Here is a 24826-nt window from a genome sequence, read left to right on the forward strand (position 1 = left end):
ATGACTGAGAGCGCGACCCGCATCCGCGAGTTCAAGATGCCCGATGTGGGCGAGGGTCTCACGGAGGCGGAGATCCTCAAGTGGTACGTCCAGCCCGGTGACACGGTCACGGACGGCCAGGTGGTCTGCGAGGTCGAGACGGCCAAGGCGGCTGTCGAACTGCCCATCCCCTTCAACGGTGCCGTGCACGAGCTGCGTTTCACCGAGGGCACGACCGTGGACGTCGGCACCGCGATCATCGCGGTGGACACCGACCCGTCGGCCGGGCCGCCGGAGGGTACGGCGCCCGCGGAGTCCGCCGCGGGAGCGGCGCCGGCCGGGCCCGCCGCGGACGAAGGCGAGGGCGCGGGTGAGCGCGAGGGCCGCAAGCCGGTGCTCGTCGGCTACGGCGTCGCGGAGTCCCCGACGAAGCGCCGCCCGCGCAAGCAGCAGCCGGCGGCGGACACATGGCGGAACGGGAACGGCGCGCCGGAGTCCGTACGGGATTCCGTGCAGGAGGCCGTCCAGGGCGAGTTGAACGGTCACCGTGAGGGCGCGGCCGTCTCCGGCGCGGGCGCGGTGGCGGACGTGCCGTCAGCCACGGGCCGTCCGCTGGCCAAGCCGCCGGTGCGCAAGCTCGCCAAGGACCTCGGCATCGACCTCACGACGGTCGTGCCGACCGGGCCGGACGGCGTCATCACGCGTGAGGACGTGCACGCTGCTGCGGCCTCCGTGGGCGCCCGCGTCCCCGCCCCGGCGGCTCCGGCGCCGTCCGCGGCTCCCGCCGCCGCAGCGCCGCGGGCCGAGGCCCAGGATGCCGGGGCGGCGGCGCGCGAGACGCGGATCCCGGTGCGCGGCGTACGGAAGGCCACGGCTCAGGCCATGGTGGACAGCGCCTTCACCGCGCCGCAGGTCACGGAGTTCGTCACCGTCGACGTGACGCGCACGATGAAGCTCGTGCGGGAGCTGAAGCAGGACCCGGACATGCAGGGGCTGCGGGTCAACCCGCTGCTGCTGGTCGCCAAGGCTTTCCTGGTCGCACTGCGCCGTCACCCGGAGGCCAACGCCGCCTGGGACGAGGCGAATCAGGAGATCGTCCAGAAGCACTACGTCAACCTGGGCATCGCCGCGGCCACGCCGCGCGGGCTGGTCGTCCCCAACGTCAAGGACGCCCACGCCAAGACGCTGCCCGAACTGGCGGAGGCGCTGGGCGAGTTGGTGACCACGGCACGCGAGGGGAAGACGAGCCCGGCGGCGATGCAGGGCGGCACGGTGACCATCACCAACGTCGGCGTCTTCGGCGTGGACACGGGGACGCCCATCCTGAACCCCGGCGAGTCGGCGATCCTGGCCTTCGGGCAGGTCCGGCAGCAGCCGTGGGTGCACAAGGGCAAGGTCAAGGCGCGTGACGTCACCACGCTCGCGCTCGCCTTCGACCACCGTCTGATCGACGGTGAGCTGGGCTCGAAGGTGCTCGCGGATGTCGCCGCGGTGCTGGAACATCCCAAGCGCCTGATGACCTGGACCTGATGGTCCCGCGGTGACGAGTGCCCGGTGCCGGGTCCCCGTGAGGGGCCCGGCACCGGCATGTCCGGACTCTGTTCGTCGGGCCTCTGTTCGTCGGGCTTCTGCCTCGGGCCTTTGGAAGCTGTGCCCTCTGGAAACCGTGCCCTTTGGAAACCGCGCCCTCGGACACCGGCTCCTCGAAAACCGGGCCCTGGAAGGGGAGTTGACGGCAGGACGCCGGAAGTCGCCGGGGGCTCGCCGCGGACGCGTCCATATCGCGGACGCGGGAGCGCACGCATCTGTGTTGTATCTAAGCTGTGCACATGTCCGTTTCCACCGACCTCGCGACCCCCGCCCCCGCACGCCGTCCGGCCGCCGCCGAGCGCGTGTACGCGCACGTCAAACAGGCCGTACTGGACCGCCGTTACGAGGGCGGAATGCTGCTCACGGAGGGCGAACTCGCCGAGGCCGTGGGCGTCTCGCGCACGCCCGTACGGGAAGGGCTGCTCCGCCTCGAGGTCGAAGGGCTGATCAAGCTCTACCCGAAGAAGGGCGCCCTCGTACTGCCCGTGTCGGCGCAGGAGATCACCGATGTCGTCGAGACGCGGCTCCTCGTCGAGCAGCACGCCGTGCGCAAGTCCTCGGACCCGGTGCGCGCGGGGCTGATCGAGCGCCTCGAGGAACTGCTGGAAGAGCAGCGCGCGCACGCCGACGCCGGTGATCTGACGGCGTTCGCGGTCAGCGACCGCTGCTTCCACGCGGAGATCGTCAGGAGCACCGGCAACGAGATCCTCACCCGCCTGTACGACCAACTCCGCGACAGGCAGCTGCGGATGGGCGTGGCCATGATGCACGCGCAGCCGGACAGGATCGCCAAGAGCATCGCCGAGCACGCCGAGATCATGGAGGCGGTGCGCGCGGGCGACGCGGACGCCGCCGCGGACGCCGTACGCCGCCATGTCACGTGGGTGCGGGGCCTGGTGCACGGTGATGTGCGGTGAGCGCACCCACCTCGGCGGGCTTCCCGGTCCACAGCGACCCGCCCGGCGGCTCCCGCGCGGTCGCGGTCTGGGGCCTGGGCGTCACCGTCTACTTCGTCGCCATCACCTACCGCACGAGCCTCGGCGTGGCCGCGCTGGACGCCGCCGAGCGCTTCGACATCAGCGCCTCCGCCCTGTCCACCTTCTCCATCCTCCAACTGCTCGTCTACGCCGGGATGCAGATACCGGTCGGACTGCTGGTGGACAGGCTGGGCACGAAGAAGGTGCTGACGCTCGGCGTGGTGCTCTTCACCGCGGGGCAGTTCGGCTTCGCCTTCTCCGGCTCCTATGCCGCGGCGCTGGCCTGCCGCGCCCTGCTGGGCTGCGGCGACGCCATGACGTTCATCAGTGTGCTGCGGCTCGGATCACGCTGGTTCCCGGCCAAACGCGGTCCCGTGATCGCCCAGATCGCCGGTCTCATCGGAATGGCGGGCAACCTGGTCACGACGCTGGTGCTGGCCCGCGTGCTCGACGCCTTCGGGTGGACGGCCACGTTCGCGGGCAGCGCGGTGGGCGGCGTGCTGCTGCTCGTGCTCGTCGTGGCGTTCCTCAGGGACCACCCGAAGTCGTACCCGCCGGTGCCGGTGCCGCACCTGGGCGGCGGTTACATCCGGCGTCAGATCGTGCGCGCCTGGCGGGAGCCCGGCACCCGCCTCGGCATGTGGGTGCACTTCACGACGCAGTTCCCCGGCATGGTCTTCCTGCTGCTGTGGGGGATGCCCTTCCTCGTGGAGGGGCAGGGCCTCGGACGGGCCACGGCGGGTGAACTGCTCACGCTCATCGTGCTGTCGAACATGGTCGTCGGCCTGGTCTACGGGCAGCTGATCTCCCGCCATCACGCGGTACGTGCCCCGCTCGCGCTCGGCACGGTGGCGGCGACCGCCACGGTGTGGGCGACGGTCCTGCTCTGGCCCGGCCATGCCCCGATGTGGCTGCTGGTGGTGCTGTGCACGGTTCTCGGCGCGTGCGGACCGGCGTCCATGATCGGTTTCGACTTCGCCCGCCCGGCCAACCCTCCGGAGCGTCAGGGCACGGCCTCGGGCATCGTCAACATGGGCGGATTCACCGCCTCGATGACGACCCTGCTGGCCGTCGGCATCCTGCTGGACCTCACCGGCGGCAGCTTCCGGGCCGGCTTCGCGAGCATTTTCGTGCTGGAGGCGCTGGGCGTCGCGCAGATCCTGAGGCTCCGCAGGCGTGCGCACCGCCGTGAGCGTGAGCGCGTGGTCGCCAGCCGTGTGGAGGCGGTGCACGTCCCGGTCTCCTGATACGGGGAAAGGTGCGCGGGCGCCCGCGAACGGGCGCCGCGGTGCCTGCGCGAACGGGTGCCGCGGTGCCTGCGGGGACGGGCACGCGGCGGCGCACTCGCGGCGCCTTCGTTGCCTGCCGCCTGCCGCCCGCCGCCTGCCGCCTGCCGCCCGCCGCCTGCCGCCTGCCGCCCGCCGCCTGCCGCCCGTCACGGGACTCCCCGTCACGGGACCTCCCGTCACGGGAGGCCACCTCACGGGGGACGCCCGCCCCCGGCACGGCGGTTCGTCAGGGGTCGTACCGTCAGGGCGTACCGTCAGGGCGTGACGGAGAAGTTCTCCAGGATCGCCTTCGCCAGCTTCGCGTCACCCTCGACCTTCACCTGGTCCGCGACGACATCGGCACGCACCCGCCCGGCCGCGAGCCGCACATAGGTCTCCCAGTCCAGCGACAGCGTGACCGCGGGCCCCAGGGAGGGGCTGCCGTCGACGGCGCCGCGGCCGTCCGGGCCCACCCGTACGGTGCGCATGAACTCCACCGGACCGCTCACGTCGAAGACCACCGCGGTGTTCGGCGGGGCGCCGGCCTTCTTGGCGACCACCCACGGCAGGCCCTCCACCATCACGTCCCGCGCCACCGTCGCGCCCGCCGAGTCGAGACTGCCCGGCTTGCCCAGCGCCCGGCGCAGATCCTGCTCGTGGACCCACACGTCGAACGCCCGCAGCCGCAGCTGGTTCTCGAGGGTGATCTTCGAACCGCCCGGCATGATGTCCCGGACCTCGGCCTCGGGCCCCCGCTTCTCGTTGCGCAGCTGACGGGAGCGGCGGATGACGGTGTACTCCAGCTCGCTCGTCATCTCCAGCCCGGTGTGGTGCCGCCGTACGTCGACCTGGATCTCCATGTGACGGCTGGGCTCGTCCACGACGTGGTACAGGTCGCGCGGAAGGGTGTGGATCGGCCTCGGGTCGCCGAGGAGTTCACACTCCATGCCGATGATGTGGGAGACCACGTCCCGGACCGACCACCCCGGGCATCCGGTGCGCCGGTTCCACTCGCCCTCAGCGAGCGGCCTCACCAGTTCGGATATCGCTTCGATGGACTCGGTCCAGGCATCGACGTATGGCTGAAGGCTTGGGTGGTCGGTCACGAGACCCCTCGGGCGGTACGGACGTTCGTGGTTTCGGTGCGTGCGGTGCTCTCAAGTTACGCTGCGCGAGGCCGACGCGGCAGTGCTTTCGGACCACGATGCTAGGCCCATTCGCACCCCTTTTGTGCACCGGCGGTGGTACGGTGCACGGCCGTTCGGAACGTATGCGGAGTCATCCGGGCGAACCGGTCGTTTCGGCTGCCGCACGCGCCGGGCCGTGCGCACCGGACCACACCCAACCACCCCTGCCCGGTGGGTTGTTGGGTGCCTTTCAGTCGTCGCCCGTCAGCGCGTCGATGCACACCGCCAGCGACAGCAGCAACGGCACGTCCGCGCCGGGCTGTTCGATGTCCACCGCGTAGGTGTCCCGCACCCGGAACCACTTGCGCGAGACGCGTGCCAGCCGTCCGCCGCCGAGTTCGATGTCGTACTCCTTGTCGAGCACGTTCCCGTGCACCGCGAGCGTCCCGCCGTCCGCGAGCTGCGCCTTGAAGCGGTGCCGCAGCGGCGTGAACCGCTTCTTGCGCACCGTCGCCAGCTTCGCGCCGCCCCGCTCGATCTCCATCGTCTCCCACAGGCTGACCATCTTCCGCCGGATGACGGCGACGACCTCTCCCTGCACGTCCTTGAGCTGGAACGTCTGCCTCACCCGCAGCGCCTTGCCGTCGACGAGGAAGGCGTGCTCGCCCTGCTCGTCGTCGATCCAGTAGTCGTCGCCGATGCCGAAGATCCGTTCGCGTACGAGATATCTCATGGCACACGACTTCCCCGCACGGCGTCGGAATGCTCACCCGGAGGCGGTTGTTGCTCCGGCCATGGCTTCTCACGCACGAGTACGGGCGCCCGAGCTGCGGGGAGAGGGCGGCTGGCTGAACACCGGCGGCAGGGACCTCACCCTCGCCGGCCTGCGGGGGCGCATCGTCCTGCTCGACTTCTGGACCTTCTGCTGCGTCAACTGCCTGCACGTGCTCGACGAGCTGCGCGAGCTCGAGGAGCGGCACCGCGACACCCTCGTGGTCGTGGGGGTGCACTCGCCGAAGTTCGCGCACGAGGCCGACCACGAAGCGGTCGTGGACGCGGTGGAGCGCTACCAGGTCGAGCACCCCGTCCTGGACGATCCCGGGCTGGCGACGTGGAAGCAGTACGCGGTACGGGCCTGGCCCACGCTGTTGGTGATCGACCCCGAGGGTTACGTCGTCGCCCAGCACGCGGGCGAGGGCCACGCACACGCCATCGCGGCGCTCGTCGAGGAGCTGGAGCGCGAGCACGAGGCGAAGGGCACGCTGCGGCGCGGCGACGGCCCGTCGGTGCGGCCGGAGCCGGAGCCGACCGCTCTGCGCTTCCCGGGCAAGGCGCTGCGGCTGCCGGGCGGGGCCTCCCGGGCGGCAGGGTCCGGGGAAGGGAACATCCTCGTCACCGACACCGCCCGGCACCAGCTCGTCGAGCTGGCTCCCGACGGCGAGACCGTGCTGCGCCGCGTGGGCAGCGGCGAGCGCGGTCTGGTGGACGGCGGCCCCGGTGAGGCGTGCTTCAGCGAGCCCCAGGGGCTCGCGCTGCTGCCGGACGGCAGGACCGTCGTCGTCGCGGACACCGTCAACCACGCGCTGCGCAGCTACGATCCGGCAAGCGGTGAGGTGGGCACGCTCGCGGGCACCGGCGAGCAGTGGTGGCAGGGCGCCGCCACGGAGGGGCCGGCGCGCGAGGTGGCCCTCTCCTCGCCGTGGGACGTGGAGTGGTTCGACGGGCGGCTGTGGATCGCCATGGCGGGCGTGCACCAGCTGTGGACGTGGACGCCGCCGGCCGAGGGCGAGCTGGGGGCCCCGCCCAGCGGTAGCTGGGGGAAGGGAAGCGTGCGGGCCGAGGCGGGTACGACCAACGAGGGTCTCGTCGACGGGCCGGCGGCGGAGGCCTGGTTCGCCCAGCCCTCCGGTCTGTCGTCCTCGGAGGACGGCGAGCGGCTGTGGGTCGCCGACTCGGAGACGAGCGCCCTGCGCTGGATCGGGCGGACCGGGGCGGACGGGGCGCTCGAGGTGCGTACCGCGGTGGGCACCGGCCTCTTCGACTTCGGGCACCGGGACGGCGACGCCGGACAGGCCCTCCTCCAGCACCCGTTGGGCGTCACGGCGCTGCCCGGCGGGAGGGTGGCCGTGAGTGACACGTACAACAACGCGCTGCGCTGCTACGACCCCGGAAGCGGTCAAGTGACCACCCTGGCCACCGACTTGCGGGAGCCTTCGGACGCCTTCCTCGCAGACGGCCCGGGCGATCCGCGCGACCCGGCCGCAACGGCCGGGCCGGGGCGGGGGAGCGAGATCGTGGTCGTCGAGTCGGCCCGTCACCGGCTGACCAGGCTGCGGCTGCCGGAGGAGGCGGTGCGGGTCGACCCGGTGGCGCACCGCACGCAGCGTGCGGCGACCGAAGTGGCCCCCGGAGAGCTGCTGTTGGAGGTCGTCTTCCAGGCGCCGGGCGGCCAGAAGCCCGACGACCGGTACGGGCCCGCGACCCGGCTGCTGGTCGGCTCGACGCCGGAGGAGCTGCTGGCGGAGGGAGCCGGTGCGGGCACGGATCTGCGCCGCCGCCTGCGCCTCGCGGACGGCGTGACGGAGGGCGTGCTGCACGTCTCGGCGATGGCAGCCTCGTGCGACGACCCCGAGGGAGCGGCGGAGCCGGTGGAGTTCCCGGCGTGCCATGTGCACCAGCAGGACTGGGGAGTCCCGGTGCGTGTGACGGGCTCCGGCACGTCCAGGCTGCCGCTCGTGCTCGCGGGCATGGACGACCCCCCTGACGCGGGAGCGGAAGCGGATCGCTCGGTGTGACCGTGCGCCCGCGCCAGGCGGGCCTCTGTTCCGGCCGGGGTACGTGAGTGACGCCGCGTGCGGACGCCCCGGTCGGCCGACCGGGCGAGGACGGTGACGGCCGGTCGGACTGTCCGCTCGGCGAAAGCCCCCGACTGCCCGGCCCGGCACACAGGTTCAGCGACCGGCGTGCCGCGATGATGGCCACATGGACGTGAACGAGGTGCTTCTCCCCGGTGTGGGGATGCTCTACGAGTTCACGAACCAGGACGGCGACCGGATCGGTGTCGTCGCCCGCCGCTCCCGCGATTTCGAACTGGTGGTGTACGCGGACGACAGCCCCGACCAGGCCGGCCCCATGCTGCGTCTGACAGGCGAGGAGGCCGACACCCTCGCCGAGATCCTGGGGGCACCGCGGATCGCCGAGCGGTTCGCCGATCTCACCAGGGAGGTGCCCGGGCTCAGCGCCGGGCAGGTCGAGGTGCGGGCGGGTACGCGGTTCGCAGGTTCTCCCCTGGGCGAGACCAGGGCACGGACCCGGACCGGTGCGTCGGTCGTGGCGATCGTCCGGGACGGCGACGTGGTCGCTTCTCCAGGGCCCGATGAGGTGCTGCGTCCCGGGGACGTGCTGATCGTGATCGGCACCCATGACGGGATCGCGGGTGTGGAACAGATTGTCCGAAGCTGAGCCCGTGCATACGCCGACTGGGCTGCTGCTGGAGCTCGGCATCATCCTGGCCGCGCTGAGCCTGCTGTGCGCCCTGGCGCGGCGCCTGGGTCTGTCCCCCGTGCCGCTCTACCTTCTGGCGGGACTCGCTCTGGGCGAGGGCGGCGTCGCCCCTGTCCCGGCTGCCGGTGAGTTCGTGGAGATCGGTGCGGGCATCGGGGTCGTTCTGCTGCTGCTGGCTCTGGGGCTGGAGTTCACCATTTCCGAGCTGACCGTCAGCCTGCACCGTCACCTGCCGTCGGCGGGTGCCGATCTCGTGCTGAACGCGTTGCCGGGTGCCCTGACAGGGTGGCTGCTCGGTCTGGACGCGGGAGGCGTTCTGGCACTCGCGGGCGTCACCTACATTTCCTCCTCGGGCATCATCTCCCGGCTCCTGGGCGACCTGCGAAGGCTGGGCAACCGGGAGACCCCGGCGGTCCTTTCCGTGCTGGTGCTGGAGGACTTCGCGATGGCGGCCTACCTGCCCGTCCTGGCAGTCATCGTCTCCGGCGGCTCCTGGCGGCAGGCGCTGCTGGGGGTGCTGGCCGCCGTGGGTGCGGTATCCGCCGCCTTCGCCGTTTCGTACTGGTGGGGCCGCCATCTGGGCCGGTTGGTCTCGCACCCGGATGCGGAACAGGTTCTGCTGCGAGTGCTGGGTCTCACGCTGATCGTGGCGGCGTTGGCGGAGACCGTCCAGGTCTCAGCCGCGATCGGCGCCTTCCTGGTGGGGCTCACCCTCACGGGAGAGGCGGCGGACCGGGCCCGCGCGGTGCTCGGTCCGCTGCGCGACCTGTTCGCCGCCTTGTTCTTTCTGGCCATCGGACTGTCCGTCAGTCCCGGCGCTCTGCTGCCGATGCTTCCCGTGGCGGTTGCGCTGGCAGCGGTCACGGCGGCGACGAAGGTGGCGGTCGGGTGGTATGCCGCTTCCAGGGACGGGGCGGGAGAGAGGGGCAGGCTGCGGGCCGGGACGGCGCTCATCGCACGCGGTGAGTTCTCCATCGTCATCATCGCTCTCGTGGGCGTCCAGGACGACAGGCTGGGGCCCCTGGCTGCAGCCTACGTTCTGATCCTGGCCGTGGCCGGGCCCGTGGCGGCTCGGTTCGCCGGCCCTCGGCCGACGGTGCGCCCCGTCCGGCAGAAGCGCGGCACACCGGCGGGATGAGGAACCGGCTGCCGCGGTGGCGCTGTGGCGTTCTTCACCGGCCTTCGGATGTGGACTTCTCTCCCTCGGGCCTCCAGGCAAAGACGCGGCCCGTCGTCTCCCTTCGGGCGGGGACCACGGGCCGCTGCTGCGCCTGTCGTACGCTCGCCTCGCGGTCCGCACGCTGCGTTCCGGGCGGCGCAACCGGTTCAGCTCACCCCAGGTGGTGGCGCTCCTCCTCGACGACCACCGGTGCCGCCGGGTGCGGCGGCTGCGTCTTGCGGCGCTTGAAGATGCTGACGTAGACGGCGAGGCCGATCAGCCCGGCGGCCATCAGGACGAGACCCACCACATCGAGGTTGACCACGTCGGTGTTCACGTCGACGGCCAAGGTCAGGATGGCCCCCACTGCCAGCATGCCGATGCAGAAGACGATGCCCATGGATCCTTGCCTCCGATTGGCGGTTGTCCTGCTGTACGGCTTTCGTACGCGGTACGGGTGCCCCCCGAAACGCACGTCAATCAGGGGCAATTGGGCGCGCAGGGCGGCTGTGCGCCCACGGGAGGCGGGACGCGGGCGCCGGAGCAGGAAGGCGAAGGGGGGCGCCGGACGGGGAGACTGGTCGCGGGAGCCGGAACCCGCGCAAGCGCCCGCCCTCCGCCTCCCGGCGGCTCAGCCCGTGAGGAATCCGCTCATGCAACGGGCCAGCAGATGCGGGTCGTCCACACCGCACAGCTCGCGCGCGGAGTGCATCGAGAGGATCGCCACTCCGATGTCGACGGTCGAAATGCCGTGTCTGGCCGCGGTGATGGGCCCGATGGTCGTCCCGCACGGCATCGAGTTGTTCGACACGAACGTCTGCCAGGGAACCCCGGCACGCTCGCACGCCGCCGTGAAGACCGCCCGCCCCGAACCGTCCGTCGCGTAGCGCTGGTTGACGTTGACCTTCAGGATCGGCCCGCCGTTGGGCATCGGCAGGTGCCCCGGGTCGTGCCGCTCCGCGTAGTTGGGGTGCACGGCGTGGCCGGTGTCGGACGAGAGGCACACGCTCCCCGCGTACGCCCGCGCGCGGTCCTCGTAGGTGCCGCCGCGGGCGAAGACGGAGCGTTCCAGTACCGAGCCGAGGAGCGGTCCCTCCGCGCCGGTGTCCGACTGGCTGCCGTTCTCCTCGTGGTCGAAGGCCGCCAGCACGGGAATCGCGGGAAGCTCCTCGTGCGCGGCCGCCTCCGCCAGCGCGACGGCACCGGCGTGCACGGAGAGGAGGTTGTCCATGCGCGGGCCGGCCAGCAGTTCCTCGTCGCGTCCGAGGTACGCGGGCGGCTCCACGCTGTGCGCCATCAGGTCCCAGCCGGTGATCTCCTCGGAGGGGACGCCGGCCTCCTGGGCGACGAAGCCGATCAGCTCGCCCTCCCGTGGCGTGCCGAGGCCCCACACGGGTGTCATGTGGCGCTGACGGTCCAGCTTCAGCCCGTCGTTGACCTGCCGGTCGAGGTGGATGGCGAGCTGCGGCACGCGCAGCAGCGGGCGGTCGACGTTCACCAGCCGCGTCGAGCCGTCGCGCAGCGAGAGACGTCCGGCCAGGCCCAGGTCCCTGTCGAGCCAGGTGTTGAGCAGCGTGCCGCCGTAGATCTCCATGCCGATCTGCCGCCAGCCGCTGCTGCCGGTGTCGGGCACCGGCTTGACGCGCAGGTTCGGGGAGTCGGTGTGGGCGCCGACGATGCGGTACGGCGTGGCCGGGCCGGCGCCCGCGGGCACGTACCAGGCGATCAGGGCGCCGCCGCGTACGACGTAGTGGCCGCGGCCGCTCGTGCCGCCGCCGGCCGCGTCCCAGGCTTCCGTCTCGTCGAGCTGGCGGAAGCCCGCTTTCTCCAGCAACTCCGCGGCGCTGCGCACCGCGTGGTACGGCGTGGGTGAGTCCGAGAGGAAGCCGATGAGGCCGTCGCTGTGGGCCCGGCCGGCATGCTGCGGCGGCGCGGGGCTCTGGGAGCGTGGGGTCATATGCTCAGCATACGAAGGCGAAACGTCCTTCTCCTGCCCTGCCGGGAGGAGAAGGACGTTCCGCATGGGGGGATGTGGCGGCCCGTGCGAGCGCTCCGGGTGATGCCCCCGCCGGACCCGGGCCCGGAGGCTCCGGCGGGGGCACCTCCCAGGCCGAAGGCCCTAGGCCCTGGGGGAGATCAGAACGCCGCTTCGTCGAGCTCCATCACGGACGAGTCGACCTTTTCGGCCAGGGTGCGCTCGACGGCCACGGAGGGAAGCACGTTCGCTGCGAAGAACTTCGCAGCGGCGACCTTCCCCTCGTAGAACGCCTTGTCCTTCGCGGAGAGCGTCAGGGAGGCGTCGGCCAGCTTCTCCGCGGCGACCGTCGCGCCGCGCAGCAGCAGGTAGCCGATGACGACGTCGCCGGAGGAGAGGAGGAAGCGCGTGGTGTTCAGGCCGACCTTGTAGATCGACTTCACGTCCTTCTCCGTGGCCGCGAGGTCGGTCAGCATGGCGCCGACCATGCCCTCCAGCTCCACCGCTGCGCGCGAGAGTTCCTCGCGGGCGCCGGCCAGTTCCTCGCCGCCCTTCGCCTCGGCGAGGAACTTCTTGATCTCCTCCGAGAGCGTCGTGAGCGACTGGCCCTGGTCGCGGACGACCTTGCGGAAGAAGTAGTCCTGGCCCTGGATCGCGGTGGTGCCCTCGTAGAGGGTGTCGATCTTGGCGTCCCGGATGTACTGCTCGATCGGGTACTCCTGCAGGTAGCCGGAGCCGCCGAGCGTCTGGAGCGACTGGGCGAGCTGCTCGTAGGACTTCTCCGAGCCGTAGCCCTTCACGATCGGCAGGAGCAGGTCGTTCAGTCGCACCGCCGCGGAGGCGTCCTCGCCGCGGTACTCCTTGACCATGATCTCGTCCTGCACGGACGCGGTGTAGAGGACGAGCGCGCGCATGCCCTCCGCGTACGCCTTCTGCGTGAGCAGCGAACGGCGCACGTCGGGGTGGTGCGTGATGGTGACGCGGGGCGCGGTCTTGTCGGTGAACTGCGCCAGGTCGGCGCCCTGCACGCGCTCCTTGGCGTACTCGAGGGCGTTGAGGTAGCCGGTGGAGAGCGTCGCGATGGCCTTCGTGCCGACCATCATCCGCGCGAACTCGATGACCTTGAACATCTGGCGGATGCCGTCGTGCTTCTCGCCGAGCAGCCAGCCCTTGGCCGGGGCGTTGGCGCCGAAGGTCAGCTCGCAGGTGTTGGAGACCCTCAGGCCCATCTTGTGCTCGACGTTGGTGGCGTAGACGCCGTTGCGGTCTCCGAGTTCGCCGGTCTCCCAGTCGAAGTCGTACTTCGGGACGAGGAAGAGCGAGAGGCCCTTGGTTCCGGGGCCGTGGCCCTCGGGGCGGGCGAGCACGAAGTGCACGATGTTGTCGGAGAGGTCGTGCTCACCGGAGGTGATGAAGCGCTTGACGCCCTCGATGTGCCAGCTGCCGTCGTCCTGCCGGGTGGCCTTCGCGCGGCCCGCGCCGACGTCCGAGCCGGCGTCCGGCTCGGTCAGCACCATCGTGGAGCCCCACTGCTTGTCCACCATCAACTGGGCGATCTTCAGCTGCTCTTCGGTGCCCTCCTCGTGGATGACACCCGCGAAGGCAGGCCCGGATGCGTACATCCACACCGCCGGGTTGGAGCCCAGCACGGTCTCGGCGAAGCTCCAGAGCAGCGAGCGCGGTGCGGTGGTGCCGCCGATCTGCTCCGGGGTGCCCAGGCGCCACCACTCGGCGTCCATGTAGGCCTTGTAGCTCTTCTTGAACGACTCGGGCAGGGGGGCGGTGCCGGTCTCAGGGTCGAAGACCGGCGGGTTGCGGTCGGCGTCCTCGTAGGACTCGGCCAGTTCGTTCTCGGAGAGACGCGCGATCTCGCTCAGCACGCTCTTCGCGGTGTCGACGTCCATCTCCGCGAACGGTCCGGTGCCGTACACCGTGTCGCGGCCGAGCACCTCGAAGAGGTTGAACTCGATGTCGCGGAGATTCGACTTGTAGTGCCCCATGGCAACGGCTCCGTGTGGTTTCGCTAGACGGACAGGTAGTCAGCTGTGTCTACGGACCATGATGCTACCGGTCAGTAATAAGAAGCAACCCCTAACCGCCCATCTGTGACTCGTTACTCTTTCTCCTATGTACGGCTACGACCAGACCGCCTCAGCGGGGCAGGGCTACCCACACGCCGGGCAGCAGTACGGCCACCAGCAGCAGGCCGGCCATCAGCAGTACACGACCCAGCAGGCGCCACCGCCCCCCTACGGGCAGCAGGGTCAGCCCGGCAACGGGCAGCCGCTGTACCCGGAGCCGTCGTCACCGCCGTCGCTCCGCGAGACCGTGCGCGCGTTCACCAACGGCACCCTCACCTCGGAGGACTTCCAGTCGATCTTCTCGACGTCGAAGGTGTACTGCCCGCGCGGTGAGACCCCCGGCTTCCTCGCGCTGCACAACACCCAGCAGCCGGTGATCCCCATGTTCACGACGCTGAAGGAACTGCGCCGCTACGCGGGCAAGGAGTCCCGCTACTTCGTGATCACGGGCGCCGAGGTTCTGGACCTGCTGCCCTCGGGCTACGGCTTCGTGCTGGACATGGAGGGCGACCACCGCGTCGTCTTCGACGCGAAGGCAGTCGAGGAGATGGTCGACTTCGCGATGCGCCGCATGTACGGCTGAGCGCCCGGCAGTTCGGCAACGCTGCCCGTCCTCCCGGCAGATCGGCCCCCTCCGCCCGTCCTCCCGGCTGCGGGGCGGACCACGCCGCACGGCGCACGTCAGGCCCAGGCCGGCGACGAGACGTTCTCGCGCATCTCGAACCAGATGCTCTTGCCCTCGCCGCGCGGGTCCACGCCCCAAGAGCCCGCCAGCATCTCCATCATCATCAACCCCCGGCCGGACGAGGCCAGTTCGCCCGGCGTGCGGCGGTGCGGCAGCGCGTCGCTGGTGTCGGCGACCTCCACGCGCAGCAGCCGGTTCCCCCGCTTTCCGCTGCACTCCGCGACCATCATGGCGTCGCCCTCGGTGTGGACCAGCACGTTCGTGAGCATCTCGGAGAGCATCAGCACGGCGCCGTCGATCTGGTCCTCGCTCTCCCAGTCGAAGAGCATCCCCTGGAGCTGATGCCGGGCCTCGCCGATGCGGTCCGGCTCCGCCTGCGCGACCGTGAACGTCGTACGGCGTGCGACGCCGGCGACCGCCGCCGCACGCTCGGCGGCGAAGGCGGGGTCGAGGGTGAGCAGCAGCAGCGCGATGTCGTCCTCGCGGCGGTCGGCCAGCGGCCCCGCGCCCTCCCCGGTGAGCGGCTGCTGGGTCGAGTCGATGAGGGCGTCCGCGAGCTGCTCCAGATCGGCGGGTGTGCCCGTGTGCCTCTCCGAGACCTCCCTGAAGACGGCCTGGATGCGCCGCCAGCCGGTGTCCATGGTGTGCCCGCCGACCTCGATCAGTCCGTCCGTGCACACCAGCAGCGTCTCGCCCGGTTCCAGCACGAGCCGCGTCATCGGGTACTCGGTGCCCGGCTCCACCCCCAGCGGCAACCCGCCCGCGGTGGCCCGGATCAGCATCGTTCCGTCCGCCAGCCAGATCGCCGGATCGGGGTGGCCGGCTCGCGCGATGTCGAGGGTGCCGGTGACGGGGTCGGCCTCCATGTACAGGCAGGTGGCGAAGCGCTCGTCACCCAGGAGCCCGCCCGAGGTCCCGGCCACCGGCGGAGCTGCGCCCGACGGCGGTGTCCCGCCCCGGACCTCTTCCGGGTAGCCCGTCAGCGCCTCGGGCCGCCCGATCCCCGCCAGGTACCGCGAGGCACGTGCCAGCAACGCGTCCGGGCGGTGGCCCTCCGCCGCGTACGCCCGCATCGCGATGCGCAGCTGCGCCATGACGCCGGCCGCGCGCACGTCGTGTCCCTGCACGTCGCCGATGACCAGTCCCGTACGGCCCGAAGGCAGCGGGATCACGTCGTACCAGTCGCCGCCGACCTCCAGACCGCCGCCCGAGGGCATGTACCGGGCGGCCAGCTTCATGCCCTCGATGCCGGGCCTGCGCGTGGGACGGAGCGTGCGCTGAAGACCGGAGGAGAGCTGGAGCTCGGTCTCGTGCATGGACGTGCGGGAGATCGCCTGAGCGAGGACGCGGGCCACGTTGGCCAGCAGCGACCGGTCCTCCCGGGTGAACTCGACGGGCTCCGGGAAGGCCACCATCCACGCGCCCAGCGTGCGCTTGGAGACGGTGAGCGGCAGGAACGCCCACCCCCGGTTGCCGATCGGCTCCACCTGCGGCCACGCGGCCGGGTACTCCCGCCGGTAGTCCTCGGGGGCAGGCAGGTAGACCGGCCGCCCGGACCGTACGACGGCGGCGGCCGGATGGTCGGCCTCGACCGACATCTCGAGGAAGGGAAGCAGATGCTGCGGCACCGGCCGCTGGCCGGGCGGCCCGACAAGGATCAGCCTGCCCCTCTCGAGGCTGAAGACCGCGAGGGCGCGGGGCTTGAGGCCGGGGATGACCAGGGAGCCCGCGATCCGCAGCACCTCGGCGGTGGTGCGGGCCTCCGCGAGCGCGAGGCTCGTGTGCAGCAGGAAGGCGTCGCGGCTGCGGTGGAGGTCGCTCTCCGCGGCGCGCGGCCGCACGTCTTCGCCGGCTGCGGGCTCGGCGGCGCCCGGCTCGGGCACCTCGGAGATGGTCCCGATGAGCGAGAGCTTCCCGTCCTCTTCGACGGGCATCATCCGGGTCCGCACCCTGCGGACCACCCTGCCCTCCTCGTCGACGACGCGCAGCACCGACTCGACGAGGGTCCACTCGGCGATGGCGAGCGTGGCGGACTCGGTCAGCTCCAGGTAGTCGGCGAAGTGGATGCGGGAGCGGGTGGAGGGCTCGGCGAGCGTGAGGGTGCCGTTCTCCGCGGGGCCCTCCCGGGCACCCGGTCCGGCCTCTTCCGGTCCGGTCTGTTCCGGTCCCGCTTCCTCCGCTTCCTCCGCGGGTGCTTCCGAGCCCGGCCCGGCGACGGAGGCTGAGCGTTCGCTCTCCGCCACGTGGCCCCGCCTGACGGGAACGCCGAGGAGCTCCGCGGTGAGGACGTCTACCGTGGAGGCACCGGTCTCGCTGTCCCAGCGCCACAGCCCGGTCCGGGTGGCCCTCAGCACGTCCTCGGTGTGCATTGCCCCACTTTATGTGCGTTCAGGAAAGCGGGGCGAGTGGGGCTGAGCCAGGGCGGTAGTCTGAAGGGCCGACTCCCCCACAGCCTCCGGCATGGGGGTGCCCCCAGGTAACTGACCCAGAGCCTTCCGACCCTACGAGTGGATGACTGATGCACCGGTACCGTTCCCACACCTGCGGCGAGCTCCGTGCTCCGGACGTCGGCACCGACGTCCGCCTCAGCGGATGGCTGCACAACCGGCGGAACCTGGGCGGCATCCTCTTCATCGACCTCCGTGACCACTACGGCATCGTGCAGCTCGTCGTACGGCCCGAGCAGACGGAGGTCCACGACCACCTCAGCTCGCTGTCGAAGGAGTCCGTCGTACGCGTCGACGGCAAGGTCAGCGCGCGGGGCGCCGACAACGTCAACCCGGAGCTGCCGACGGGCGAGATCGAGGTGGAGGTCGGCGAGGTGGAGGTGCTCGGCGCCTCCGAGCAGATCCCCTTCACGATCAACGCCGAGGACGGTGTCAACGAGGAGAAGCGCCTCGAATACCGCTTCCTCGACCTGCGCCGCGAACGCATGCACCGCAACATCGTGCTGCGCTCGCAGGTCATCGCGAAGATCCGCGAAAAGATGGTCGCCGAGGGTTTCAACGAGCTGGCCACGCCGATCCTCTCGGCCACCTCGCCCGAGGGTGCGCGGGACTTCCTGGTGCCCTCCAGGCTGCACGCGGGGAAGTTCTACGCGCTGCCGCAGGCGCCGCAGCAGTTCAAGCAGCTGCTGATGATCGCGGGCTTCGACCGCTACTTCCAGATCGCGCCCTGCTTCCGCGACGAGGACGCCCGCGCCGACCGTTCACCGGGCGAGTTCTACCAGCTCGACATGGAGATGAGCTTCGTCGAGCAGGAGGACGTCTTCGGCGTCATCGAGAAGGTGATGACCGACCTCTTCCGGGAGCTGGGCGGCGGCCGCGAGTGCACGTCGCCGTTCCCGCGCGTCCCGTTCCGCGAGGCGATGCTCAAGTACGGCTCGGACAAGCCGGATCTGCGCGCACAGCTGGAGCTGGTGGACGTCTCCGACATCTTCAAGTCCTCGGGCTTCAAGGCCTTCGCCGGCAAGCACGTGCGGGCGCTCGCCGTTCCGGACACCGCGGACCAGCCGCGCAAGTTCTTCGACCAGATGGGCGAGTTCGCCGTCGAGCAGGGCGCGAAGGGCCTGGCGTGGGTCCGCGTGGGCGAGGACCGCACCCTCACCGGGCCGATCGCCAAGTTCCTCGACGAGAACGACGTCACGCAGCTGCTGACCGCGCTGAAGGCCGAGCCGGGCACGGCGGTCTTCTTCGGGGCGGGCGAGTTCGACGAGGTCTCGAAGATCATGGGCGCGGTCCGCGTCGAAGCCGCCAAGCGCGCGGGGCACTTCGAGGAGGGCGTCTTCCGCTTCTGCTGGATCGTCGACTTCCCCATGTACGAGAAGGACGAGGAGACCGGCGCGGTCGAGTTCTCCCACAACCCCTTCTCCATGCCGCAGGGCGGGCTGGAAGCGCTCCGGACGCAGGACCCGCTGTCGATTCTGGCGTGGCAGTACGACATCGTCTGCAACGGCGTGGAGCTCTCCTCCGGCGCCATCCGGAACCACGAACCGGAGATCATGTTCAAGGCGTTCGAGATCGCGGGCTACTCGAAGGAAGACGTCGAGCGCGAGTTCGGCGGCATGCTGCGCGCCTTCCGCTTCGGCGCACCTCCGCACGGCGGCATCGCCCCGGGCATCGACCGCATCGTGATGCTGCTCGCCGACGAGCCCAACATCCGCGAGACGATCGCGTTCCCGCTCAACGGCAATGCGCAGGACCTGATGATGGGCGCGCCCAGCGAGGTCGACGAGGCCCGCTTGAAGGAACTCCACCTGTCGGTGCGCAAGCCGAAGCTGTAGCCGCCGCCGGCGGCGGCCCCTCCCACGGAACAGGTGAACCCCCGGGTGCTGTCCAGGGCGTTCACCTGTTCCCCTGTCGGCCGACTCACGGCCGGTCCAGCCTCACGACCGTGTACGAGTCCAGCCGCACGACGAGCTGTCCCGCACGGGTCCAGCGGATGCGAACGTCGTCGTAGGTCACTCCGGCGACCGTCCACATCGTGGGGCGAGGCCCTCCTGGCTGGTACAGCGCACCGTGTACGCCCACAGGCGTGTGCACTCGTACGCGCAACGCCACAGAGCGGCGCCGGAGATGAGGGCACATCTGCATCGATCGCACGGCGCACGGCTCGCAGAGCGGCGGATGCGAGGTGGTGAGGTCGTCCGGCCAACTGCCGGAACTCGTGGCCTCCTCGCCGATCACCCACAGGACCCCCTCCCGATTCCGGCTGGCCTGCCGCCCGCAGACCTGGCACAACAGCCTGCGCATGGCCCTGCGTTGCCGAAGTGCGTGAACCTGGCCGAATTCGGGGCGCCCGGCCCCTGGGCTGTGTCCCGTACGAGTCCACAGGACGCCGTCCTTGTCGCGGTCGTACGGGGCTTCGTCGGCGAAACCGATGCCCGTGCCTCTGTGGACGACCGGCTGGGCGGACGGGCGTTCGGAAGACCAGGCCGTGATGTACGGGACCACGCCCGGGAGTCGAGATGAGCTGACGGGCGGGACAGCCGAAGGGCTCGGCGGCACGAGAACTCCCAAAAGAGTACCGACGGAAGGCGGCTACCTCCCTAGGGAGATGGAAGCAATGTTCCCTAGGGAGGTCAATTCGCTCTTTTGGGTGTCGCATTTCCTTCGACCTTCCGTCAGCCTGGCTTCTCGCTGACCACGTCGACTCCAGACGCCGGCCGGCCCTGCTGAAAACCCCTCGCTCAACACGAAGCAGAACGTCAGGATCGACACCGGGCGTCCGACGCCCAGCGGAGAGGAACCAACATGGTCGGTCGGGTGGAATTGCAGCAGGTGGACGAGGAACGCCTTGAAGCACTCCTCGCCGTGGCCGTCGACGATGCAGCGCCCGAGGAGGTCATGCCTCCCGTGGCCGGTCCACCAGGGTGGACGCCTGAACGGCAGGAAGCCTTCCGGACCTGGCACCGCGTTCGACGCCCTGGACTTGCCGGCCCACTCCAAGAGTCCACTTTTGCGATCACCCACGATCGGAAAATCGTGGGCTCAGCCCGCCTGGCTGTCCGCGACGGCCACGAAGTCCTCGAAACCGGCATGTGGCTTGCCCGTTCCCAACGCGGCAGAGGAATAGGCACCGCCGCACTCCGGATGCTCCTCCACGAAGCCGCCAGGACCAGTGCACGGGCCGTAGTCGCGGACACCACAATTCAGAACACGGCGGCAGTAGCAGCGTTGCGCCGCAATGGCGCAACGCTCATCACAAGCCACGACACCGCCGATGTCCATGCTGAGTTGATGCCGGGGACGAAGCCAGTCAGCCGCTGAACCGGTAGTCGAGGACGTACGAACCCGCGTCCAGGAGCATGCGGTTCACCTCGACCGGCTTGTCCTCGACGGTGAACGCGACCCGCAGGATCTCGATGACGGGAGTGCCCGGGGCCAGGGACAGTGTTTCCGCCTCGTCCCTGTCCGGCATCCTGGCGCGGACTTCCTCAACGAAGTCGACGGGTTCTGCGCCGAGTTCGGCGAGCCGGGCATAGGTGCCGCCGGGGCCGGTGTCCGGCTCGGCCATGCGCGTGCCCCGTGCCAGCGAGCCCGGAAGGTAGGAGGTGGCGAGCTGAACGGGCTCGCCGTCCACGACGTAACGGCGGCTGCGCACGATCACCGGCTCCTTCTCGGGGAGGCTCAGTGCCTCGGCCACCCATGACGGCGAAGGTGCTTCGCGCACGTGGACACGGTCGACCTCCAGCGGGCGGTCCTCGACGTCGGCCGCCCAGACTGAATTGCCGGAGGCCCAAAGTGTGCGCGAGAGGCGCCGGGTCGCACTGCGCCGGATCAGCCTGAACTCCCGTACGTACGTGCCCGATCCGGGCCTCGCGGAGGCAAGCCCCTCCGAGATCAGCAACTTGAGGGCGTTGGCTGCGGTCTGCTTGGCGACGCCGTAACGCTGGACGAGGGCCGGTTCACCGGGCAGGCGCGTGCCGGGTGCGAGGTCGCCGGACTGGATCCTCGCGCGGAGGTCGTCGGCGATCTGCCGGGCGGGGGTCTCAGGCATCGGTACTCTCCAGGTTCCCTAGGGTGGTTTCACCACCGTAACTCCCGCCCCTGAGGCTCCGCGCCGCACGGCCCCTGGGGTGAGCCGTCGTGGTTCCGGGTCTGCCGGCCCACCCGCTGACCGGCAAGAAGGATCGACTCCGCCGCCGCCGGTAACGTGGAGCCGTACGCAGTCCCGCCCGGCCGCCGAGTGGAGGCGAACGATCATGACTGTGCCCGCCATGAGCCCCCGCCCCGGCAACCTGCGTGAGATCGCGGAGGAGATCGAGCGGGCGACCGGGCTGCGCGTGGAAATCCTGGGAGGAAGCCTGGTGATGTCTCCGACCCCGCGCGGAAAGCACGCGGGAACGGTCAAGAGGCTGCTACGGCAGCTCTCACCCCAGCTTCCGGAAGGGCTCGACGCATACGAGATGTCGTCCATCGCCCTCCCGGACGACCCCGACGACTACTGCACGCCGGACCTGGTCGTCCTGCCGACCGAGTGGGAGGAGGACGACGAATGGCTTGCCGATCCCGGGGACGCAGAGCTGGCGGTCGAGGTCATCTCCCAGTCGGAGAAGGCGAAGGACGTCACCGCCAAGAACGGTTGGTATGCCGCGGCCGGGGTGCGCACGCTGCTCGTCGTCGATCCGCGCGGGGGTGACTGGGCGCTGTACACGCATCCCCGGGACGGCAGCTACCAGGGGGTGCTCCACGGAAGGTACGGCGACGAGTTGCTGCTGCCCTCGCCCTTCACGCGCCCGGTCGACACCTCGTGCCTGCCGCTGTACGGAGACGCCGTCAGCCCTGCGGAGCGGTAGGCCGCGCATTGGAAGCAGCGTTGGATCAGCGCTTGACTGTATGCATGGCTACCGTGCAGATCAGGAACCTCGACGACAACGCCTACGCCACACTGCAGCGGCGCGCGGCCGAATCCGGCCGGTCGTTGCAGGAGTATCTGAGGGTCACGCTGGAGCAGGAGGCACGGCGGCAGTCCGTCGAGGAGCTGCTCGGCGCCGCTCGCGGTCACGTCGACCCCAGATCCACGACGCTGTAGGAGACCAGCTGCACCGTAACTCCCGCCCCGGGGGCTCCGCGCCCCATCTCCGGCCCGGGCGGGACCCTGGCCCGGAGCGGCGCGGCTCTGGAACGGCGAGGGCCCGGAACCAGCAGGTTCCGGGCCTCATACCGTACGCAGTGCGTGCGCTACTTCGTCTCCTCCAGCCGCGGGAAGAGCGCCGCGCCCTTCGTGACCGTCGCGCCTTCGGGGAGTTGACCCCAGCGGGCTGTGTCGCGGACGTCCTGAGCGGCCAGCCGCCCCAGGTGCGGCTCGGCGCCCAGGGACTCCCACAGCTTCTGCGAGGACTCCGGCATGACCGGGTTCAGCAGCACCGCGCATGCGCGCAGCGACTCGGCGGCGGTGTAGAGGATCGTCGCGAGCCGGGCCCGGGCCTCGGGGGATTCGTCCTTGGCGACCTTCCAGGGCGCCTGCTCCGTGAGATAGCCGTTGACCTGCTTGATGAAGTCGAAGACCGCCGCGATGCCGCCGGCGAAGTCCAGCTCGTCACCGATGCGTTCGTCCGCGGAGGCGACCGCCTCGGCGAGCCCGTCCACGACGGCCTGCTCGGCGTCGCCGTGCGCCGTCGCCTCCGGCAGCGTGCCGCCGAAGTACTTGCCGACCATGGCGGCGACGCGGGAGGCGAGGTTGCCGTAGTCGTTGGCCAGTTCGCTGGTGTAGCGGGCCGAGAAGTCCTCCCAGGAGAACGAGCCGTCCTGCCCGAAGGCGATGGCCCGCATGAAGTACCAGCGGTAGGCGTCGACTCCGAAGTGCTCGGTGAGCTGCCGCGGGGAGATGCCCGTCAGGTTCGACTTGGACATCTTCTCGCCGCCGACCATCAGCCAGCCGTTGGCGACGATCTTGCCGGGCAGCGGCAGCCCGTTGGCCATCAGCATCGCGGGCCAGATCACCGTGTGGAAGCGGAGGATGTCCTTGCCCACGAGGTGCACGTCCGCGGGGAAGATCCCCTCGAAGCGCTCCTGGTCCGCTCCGTAGCCCACCGCCGTGGCGTAGTTGAGCAGGGCGTCGATCCAGACGTAGATGACGTGCTTGTCGTCCCAGGGCACCTTGACGCCCCAGTCGAAGGTCGAGCGGGAGATCGACAGGTCGTCCAGGCCCTGCCGCACGAAGTTCACGATCTCGTTCCGCGCGGACTCGGGCTGGATGAACTCCGGGTGCCGCTCGTAGTGCTCCAGCAGCTTCGGACCGTACTCGGAGAGCTTGAAGAAGTAGTTCTCCTCCTGGAGCATCTCGACCGGCGTGCGGTGGATGGGGCACAGCTTCTGCCCCGCGAACTCTCCCTCCCCCTCCAGCAGTTCGCCGTAGCTCTTGTACTCCTCGCAGCCCACGCAGTACGGGCCCTCGTACCCGCCCTGGTAGATCTCGCCCTTGTCGTAGAGGTCCTGCACGAACTCGCGGACGCGTTCGGTGTGCCGCTTCTCCGTCGTACGGATGAAGTCGTCGTTGCCGATCTCCAGATGTTCCCAGAGGGGCTTCCACGCGTCCTCGACGAGCCGGTCGCACCAGTCCTGCGGGGAGACCCCGTTCGCCTCGGCGGTGCGCATGATCTTCTGACCGTGCTCGTCCGTGCCGGTGAGGTACCACACCTTCTCGCCGCGCTGGCGGTGCCAGCGCGTGAGCACGTCGCCCGCGACGGTCGTGTAGGCGTGGCCCAGGTGGGGAGCGTCATTGACGTAGTAAATGGGGGTCGTGACGTAGTACGCCTTCGATCCCGTCTGCTCTGTTCCAGTGGCCGCCATGGTCGAAATCCTAACTGTCCGGGGGCACCGGTTTCTCTCCCGTAACCCTGTGTGACCACCAGCCGGAGGTCGTGCGGGGCGGGTACCGCCGCGCGGCAACGTCCGGGGCCGGTCTGTTGACGGGCCCCGCGCGCCTCTGCATGCTTGCGCGCGTACCGAACCACACACCGAACTTCACACACGGGGACCGGATCATGGAGGGCGCCATCCGTCGCGTGATCGTTCCGCTCTCCGTCGCGGTGGTGGCGGGCCTCGTCGCCGCACTCGTGCTGCTGGGCGGCCGGGATTCGGGGGCGCCGGCCGGGCCGGAGCGGGGCACCTTCGTGATCGGTCAGTTCAACATGGCCGGCGGGACGACCGAGCACGGCGGCAAGGGCAATCCCGCGCCCGACGCGCTCGCCGCCGACGTCAAGGACCGCAAGGCGGACTTCCTCACGATGCAGGAGACCTGCCGGGACTGGGGCGAACGGCTCGAGGACCGCCTGCCGGGCTACACGGTGCTGTTCAGCCCCGTCGACAACCTCGCCAGAAATCCGGGAACGCCCGCACGCTGCCATCACCCCACCGACTTCGGCAACACGATCGTCTACCGGGACGGGCTCGGCTTCGACAAGGACGATGCGGACGTCCACCAGCTCGGCTCCACCTCGGGCGACGAGTACCGCGAGATGGTCTGTGTGCGCTCGAAGCCGCGGAAGCTCGTCGTCTGCTCCGCACACCTCACGCCGGGCGGGGGCGAGTACCTCTCCGGCCGGAAGCGCGAGGTCGCCACGGTCCAGCGGATCCTGACCTCGCGGTACGAGGGCTACACGGTGCTGCTCGGCGGTGACATCAACGACCTTCCTCTCTCCGGTGTCCTGGACCGCCTCTACCACCGCGACTACGGGCAGGGGGCCCGCGGGGCGTTCAAGGAGGCGACGAGCCCCTGCGGCGACGCGATGAAGCCCGAGCGCCGGGCGGCGCAGCTGCCGCGTGCCAGGTACGCACCCTGCCGCTCCGGGCAGCCCAGCCACAGCAAGGGAAAGATCGACTACGTGTTCGTCTCGCCGTCGGTGCGGGTGCGCTCGAGCGGCCTGAGCCACTCGGAGCACTCCGATCACAAGCAGCTGTGGGCCCGCCTCGACCTCCCGAAGACGTCGCGGCGCTGACTCGGGCCGGGGCCGGGGACTCCGGGCAAGGTCCCGGTCG

At 70.4% G+C, this 24826-nt stretch carries 21 protein-coding genes; 12 read left to right on the top strand and 9 right to left on the bottom strand.

What is annotated here, in order from left to right:
* The 3 genes from H180DRAFT_RS05570 to H180DRAFT_RS05580 all read left to right on the top strand — a co-directional run bounded on the left by H180DRAFT_RS05570 (position 1) and on the right by H180DRAFT_RS05580 (position 3793).
* Positions 1-1509 (top strand): dihydrolipoamide acetyltransferase family protein, encoded by a 1509-nt coding sequence (locus H180DRAFT_RS05570; protein ID WP_055484940.1) that lies wholly within the window; start codon positions 1-3, stop codon positions 1507-1509.
* Between the two features lie 299 nt (positions 1510-1808).
* A complete protein-coding gene (locus H180DRAFT_RS05575) occupies positions 1809-2486 on the top strand; it encodes a GntR family transcriptional regulator (RefSeq protein WP_079099858.1) in 678 nt (225 codons plus the stop codon).
* Positions 2483-3793: an MFS transporter gene (locus H180DRAFT_RS05580; RefSeq protein ID WP_055484824.1), complete on the top strand. Its 1311-nt coding sequence runs from the start codon at positions 2483-2485 to the stop codon at positions 3791-3793. The genes H180DRAFT_RS05575 and H180DRAFT_RS05580 overlap by 4 nt, the downstream gene beginning before the upstream one ends.
* Before the next feature lie 296 nt (positions 3794-4089).
* Here the strand turns inward: H180DRAFT_RS05580 and H180DRAFT_RS05590 are convergent, their stop codons facing one another.
* Together H180DRAFT_RS05590 and H180DRAFT_RS05595 are read right to left on the bottom strand one after the other, a co-directional pair.
* Entirely contained in the window at positions 4090-4920 is an 831-nt protein-coding gene (locus H180DRAFT_RS05590; protein ID WP_055484825.1) for a maleylpyruvate isomerase family mycothiol-dependent enzyme, read from the bottom strand.
* Between the two features lie 271 nt (positions 4921-5191).
* Entirely contained in the window at positions 5192-5674 is a 483-nt protein-coding gene (locus tag H180DRAFT_RS05595) for an LURP-one-related/scramblase family protein (protein WP_055484826.1), read from the bottom strand.
* A 61-nt stretch (positions 5675-5735) separates the two neighbouring features.
* Here H180DRAFT_RS05595 and H180DRAFT_RS05600 point away from each other — a divergent pair, with 61 nt between their 5' ends.
* The 3 genes from H180DRAFT_RS05600 (at position 5736) to H180DRAFT_RS05610 (ending at position 9583) form a co-directional block, all read left to right on the top strand.
* Positions 5736-7736 carry an NHL domain-containing thioredoxin family protein gene (locus H180DRAFT_RS05600; protein ID WP_055484827.1) on the top strand — a complete coding sequence of 667 codons (2001 nt, stop codon included), beginning with the start codon at positions 5736-5738 and terminating at the stop codon, positions 7734-7736.
* 187 nt (positions 7737-7923) lie between these two features.
* Positions 7924-8403, top strand: coding sequence for a cation:proton antiporter regulatory subunit (locus H180DRAFT_RS05605; protein WP_055484828.1), 480 nt, complete (start codon positions 7924-7926; stop codon positions 8401-8403).
* A gap of 4 nt (positions 8404-8407) precedes the next feature.
* Positions 8408-9583: a cation:proton antiporter gene (locus H180DRAFT_RS05610; RefSeq protein ID WP_055484829.1), complete on the top strand. Its 1176-nt coding sequence runs from the start codon at positions 8408-8410 to the stop codon at positions 9581-9583.
* 193 nt (positions 9584-9776) lie between these two features.
* Here the strand turns inward: H180DRAFT_RS05610 and H180DRAFT_RS05615 are convergent, their stop codons facing one another.
* From H180DRAFT_RS05615 to H180DRAFT_RS05625, 3 genes are all read right to left on the bottom strand, one after another.
* On the bottom strand, positions 9777-10004 hold the full coding sequence (locus tag H180DRAFT_RS05615) for a hypothetical protein (RefSeq protein ID WP_055484830.1): 228 nt from the start codon (positions 10002-10004) through the stop codon (positions 9777-9779).
* 231 nt (positions 10005-10235) lie between these two features.
* The gene (locus tag H180DRAFT_RS05620) at positions 10236-11561 is read right to left on the bottom strand and encodes a M18 family aminopeptidase (RefSeq protein ID WP_055484831.1); all 1326 of its coding nucleotides are present in this window, start codon (positions 11559-11561) and stop codon (positions 10236-10238) included.
* A 179-nt stretch (positions 11562-11740) separates the two neighbouring features.
* On the bottom strand, positions 11741-13579 hold the full coding sequence (locus H180DRAFT_RS05625; protein WP_055484832.1) for an acyl-CoA dehydrogenase: 1839 nt from the start codon (positions 13577-13579) through the stop codon (positions 11741-11743).
* Between the two features lie 127 nt (positions 13580-13706).
* On the opposite strand from H180DRAFT_RS05625, the gene H180DRAFT_RS05630 reads away from it, so the two are divergent.
* Positions 13707-14243 (top strand): SseB family protein, encoded by a 537-nt coding sequence (locus H180DRAFT_RS05630; protein WP_055484833.1) that lies wholly within the window; start codon positions 13707-13709, stop codon positions 14241-14243.
* 98 nt (positions 14244-14341) lie between these two features.
* On the opposite strand, the gene H180DRAFT_RS05635 is transcribed toward H180DRAFT_RS05630, so the two are convergent.
* Complete coding sequence (locus H180DRAFT_RS05635) at positions 14342-16714, bottom strand: ATP-binding SpoIIE family protein phosphatase (protein WP_055484834.1); 2373 nt, start codon at positions 16712-16714, stop codon at positions 14342-14344.
* A 149-nt stretch (positions 16715-16863) separates the two neighbouring features.
* Here H180DRAFT_RS05635 and aspS point away from each other — a divergent pair, with 149 nt between their 5' ends.
* A complete protein-coding gene (gene aspS / locus H180DRAFT_RS05640; RefSeq protein WP_055484835.1) occupies positions 16864-18627 on the top strand; it encodes an aspartate--tRNA ligase in 1764 nt (587 codons plus the stop codon).
* Between the two features lie 85 nt (positions 18628-18712).
* Here the strand turns inward: aspS and H180DRAFT_RS05645 are convergent, their stop codons facing one another.
* Positions 18713-19297 (bottom strand): hypothetical protein, encoded by a 585-nt coding sequence (locus H180DRAFT_RS05645; protein ID WP_175437717.1) that lies wholly within the window; start codon positions 19295-19297, stop codon positions 18713-18715.
* Between the two features lie 312 nt (positions 19298-19609).
* On the opposite strand from H180DRAFT_RS05645, the gene H180DRAFT_RS05650 reads away from it, so the two are divergent.
* Positions 19610-20113, top strand: a complete 504-nt coding sequence (locus tag H180DRAFT_RS05650; protein WP_254665891.1) for a GNAT family N-acetyltransferase — start codon at positions 19610-19612, stop codon at positions 20111-20113.
* Here H180DRAFT_RS05650 and H180DRAFT_RS05655 read toward each other — a convergent pair.
* The gene (locus H180DRAFT_RS05655; protein ID WP_055484836.1) at positions 20103-20843 is read right to left on the bottom strand and encodes a GntR family transcriptional regulator; all 741 of its coding nucleotides are present in this window, start codon (positions 20841-20843) and stop codon (positions 20103-20105) included. The genes H180DRAFT_RS05650 and H180DRAFT_RS05655 overlap by 11 nt on opposite strands.
* Positions 20844-21048: 205 nt before the next feature.
* Between H180DRAFT_RS05655 and H180DRAFT_RS05660 the strand changes: the two genes are divergently transcribed.
* Positions 21049-21642, top strand: coding sequence for a Uma2 family endonuclease (locus H180DRAFT_RS05660; RefSeq protein ID WP_055484837.1), 594 nt, complete (start codon positions 21049-21051; stop codon positions 21640-21642).
* A 44-nt stretch (positions 21643-21686) separates the two neighbouring features.
* A complete protein-coding gene (locus tag H180DRAFT_RS05665) occupies positions 21687-21878 on the top strand; it encodes a FitA-like ribbon-helix-helix domain-containing protein (RefSeq protein WP_055484838.1) in 192 nt (63 codons plus the stop codon).
* 149 nt (positions 21879-22027) lie between these two features.
* Here H180DRAFT_RS05665 and metG read toward each other — a convergent pair whose 3' ends face one another.
* Positions 22028-23638 (bottom strand): methionine--tRNA ligase, encoded by a 1611-nt coding sequence (gene metG, locus H180DRAFT_RS05670; protein WP_055484839.1) that lies wholly within the window; start codon positions 23636-23638, stop codon positions 22028-22030.
* Positions 23639-23832: 194 nt separating this feature from the next.
* On the opposite strand from metG, the gene H180DRAFT_RS05675 reads away from it, so the two are divergent.
* Positions 23833-24786, top strand: coding sequence for an endonuclease/exonuclease/phosphatase family protein (locus H180DRAFT_RS05675; RefSeq protein ID WP_159033561.1), 954 nt, complete (start codon positions 23833-23835; stop codon positions 24784-24786).
* Positions 24787-24826 lie beyond the last annotated feature (40 nt).

Origin of the sequence: Streptomyces sp. WMMB 322 (assembly GCF_900090145.1) — a bacterium.
Lineage (GTDB): Bacteria > Actinomycetota > Actinomycetes > Streptomycetales > Streptomycetaceae > Streptomyces.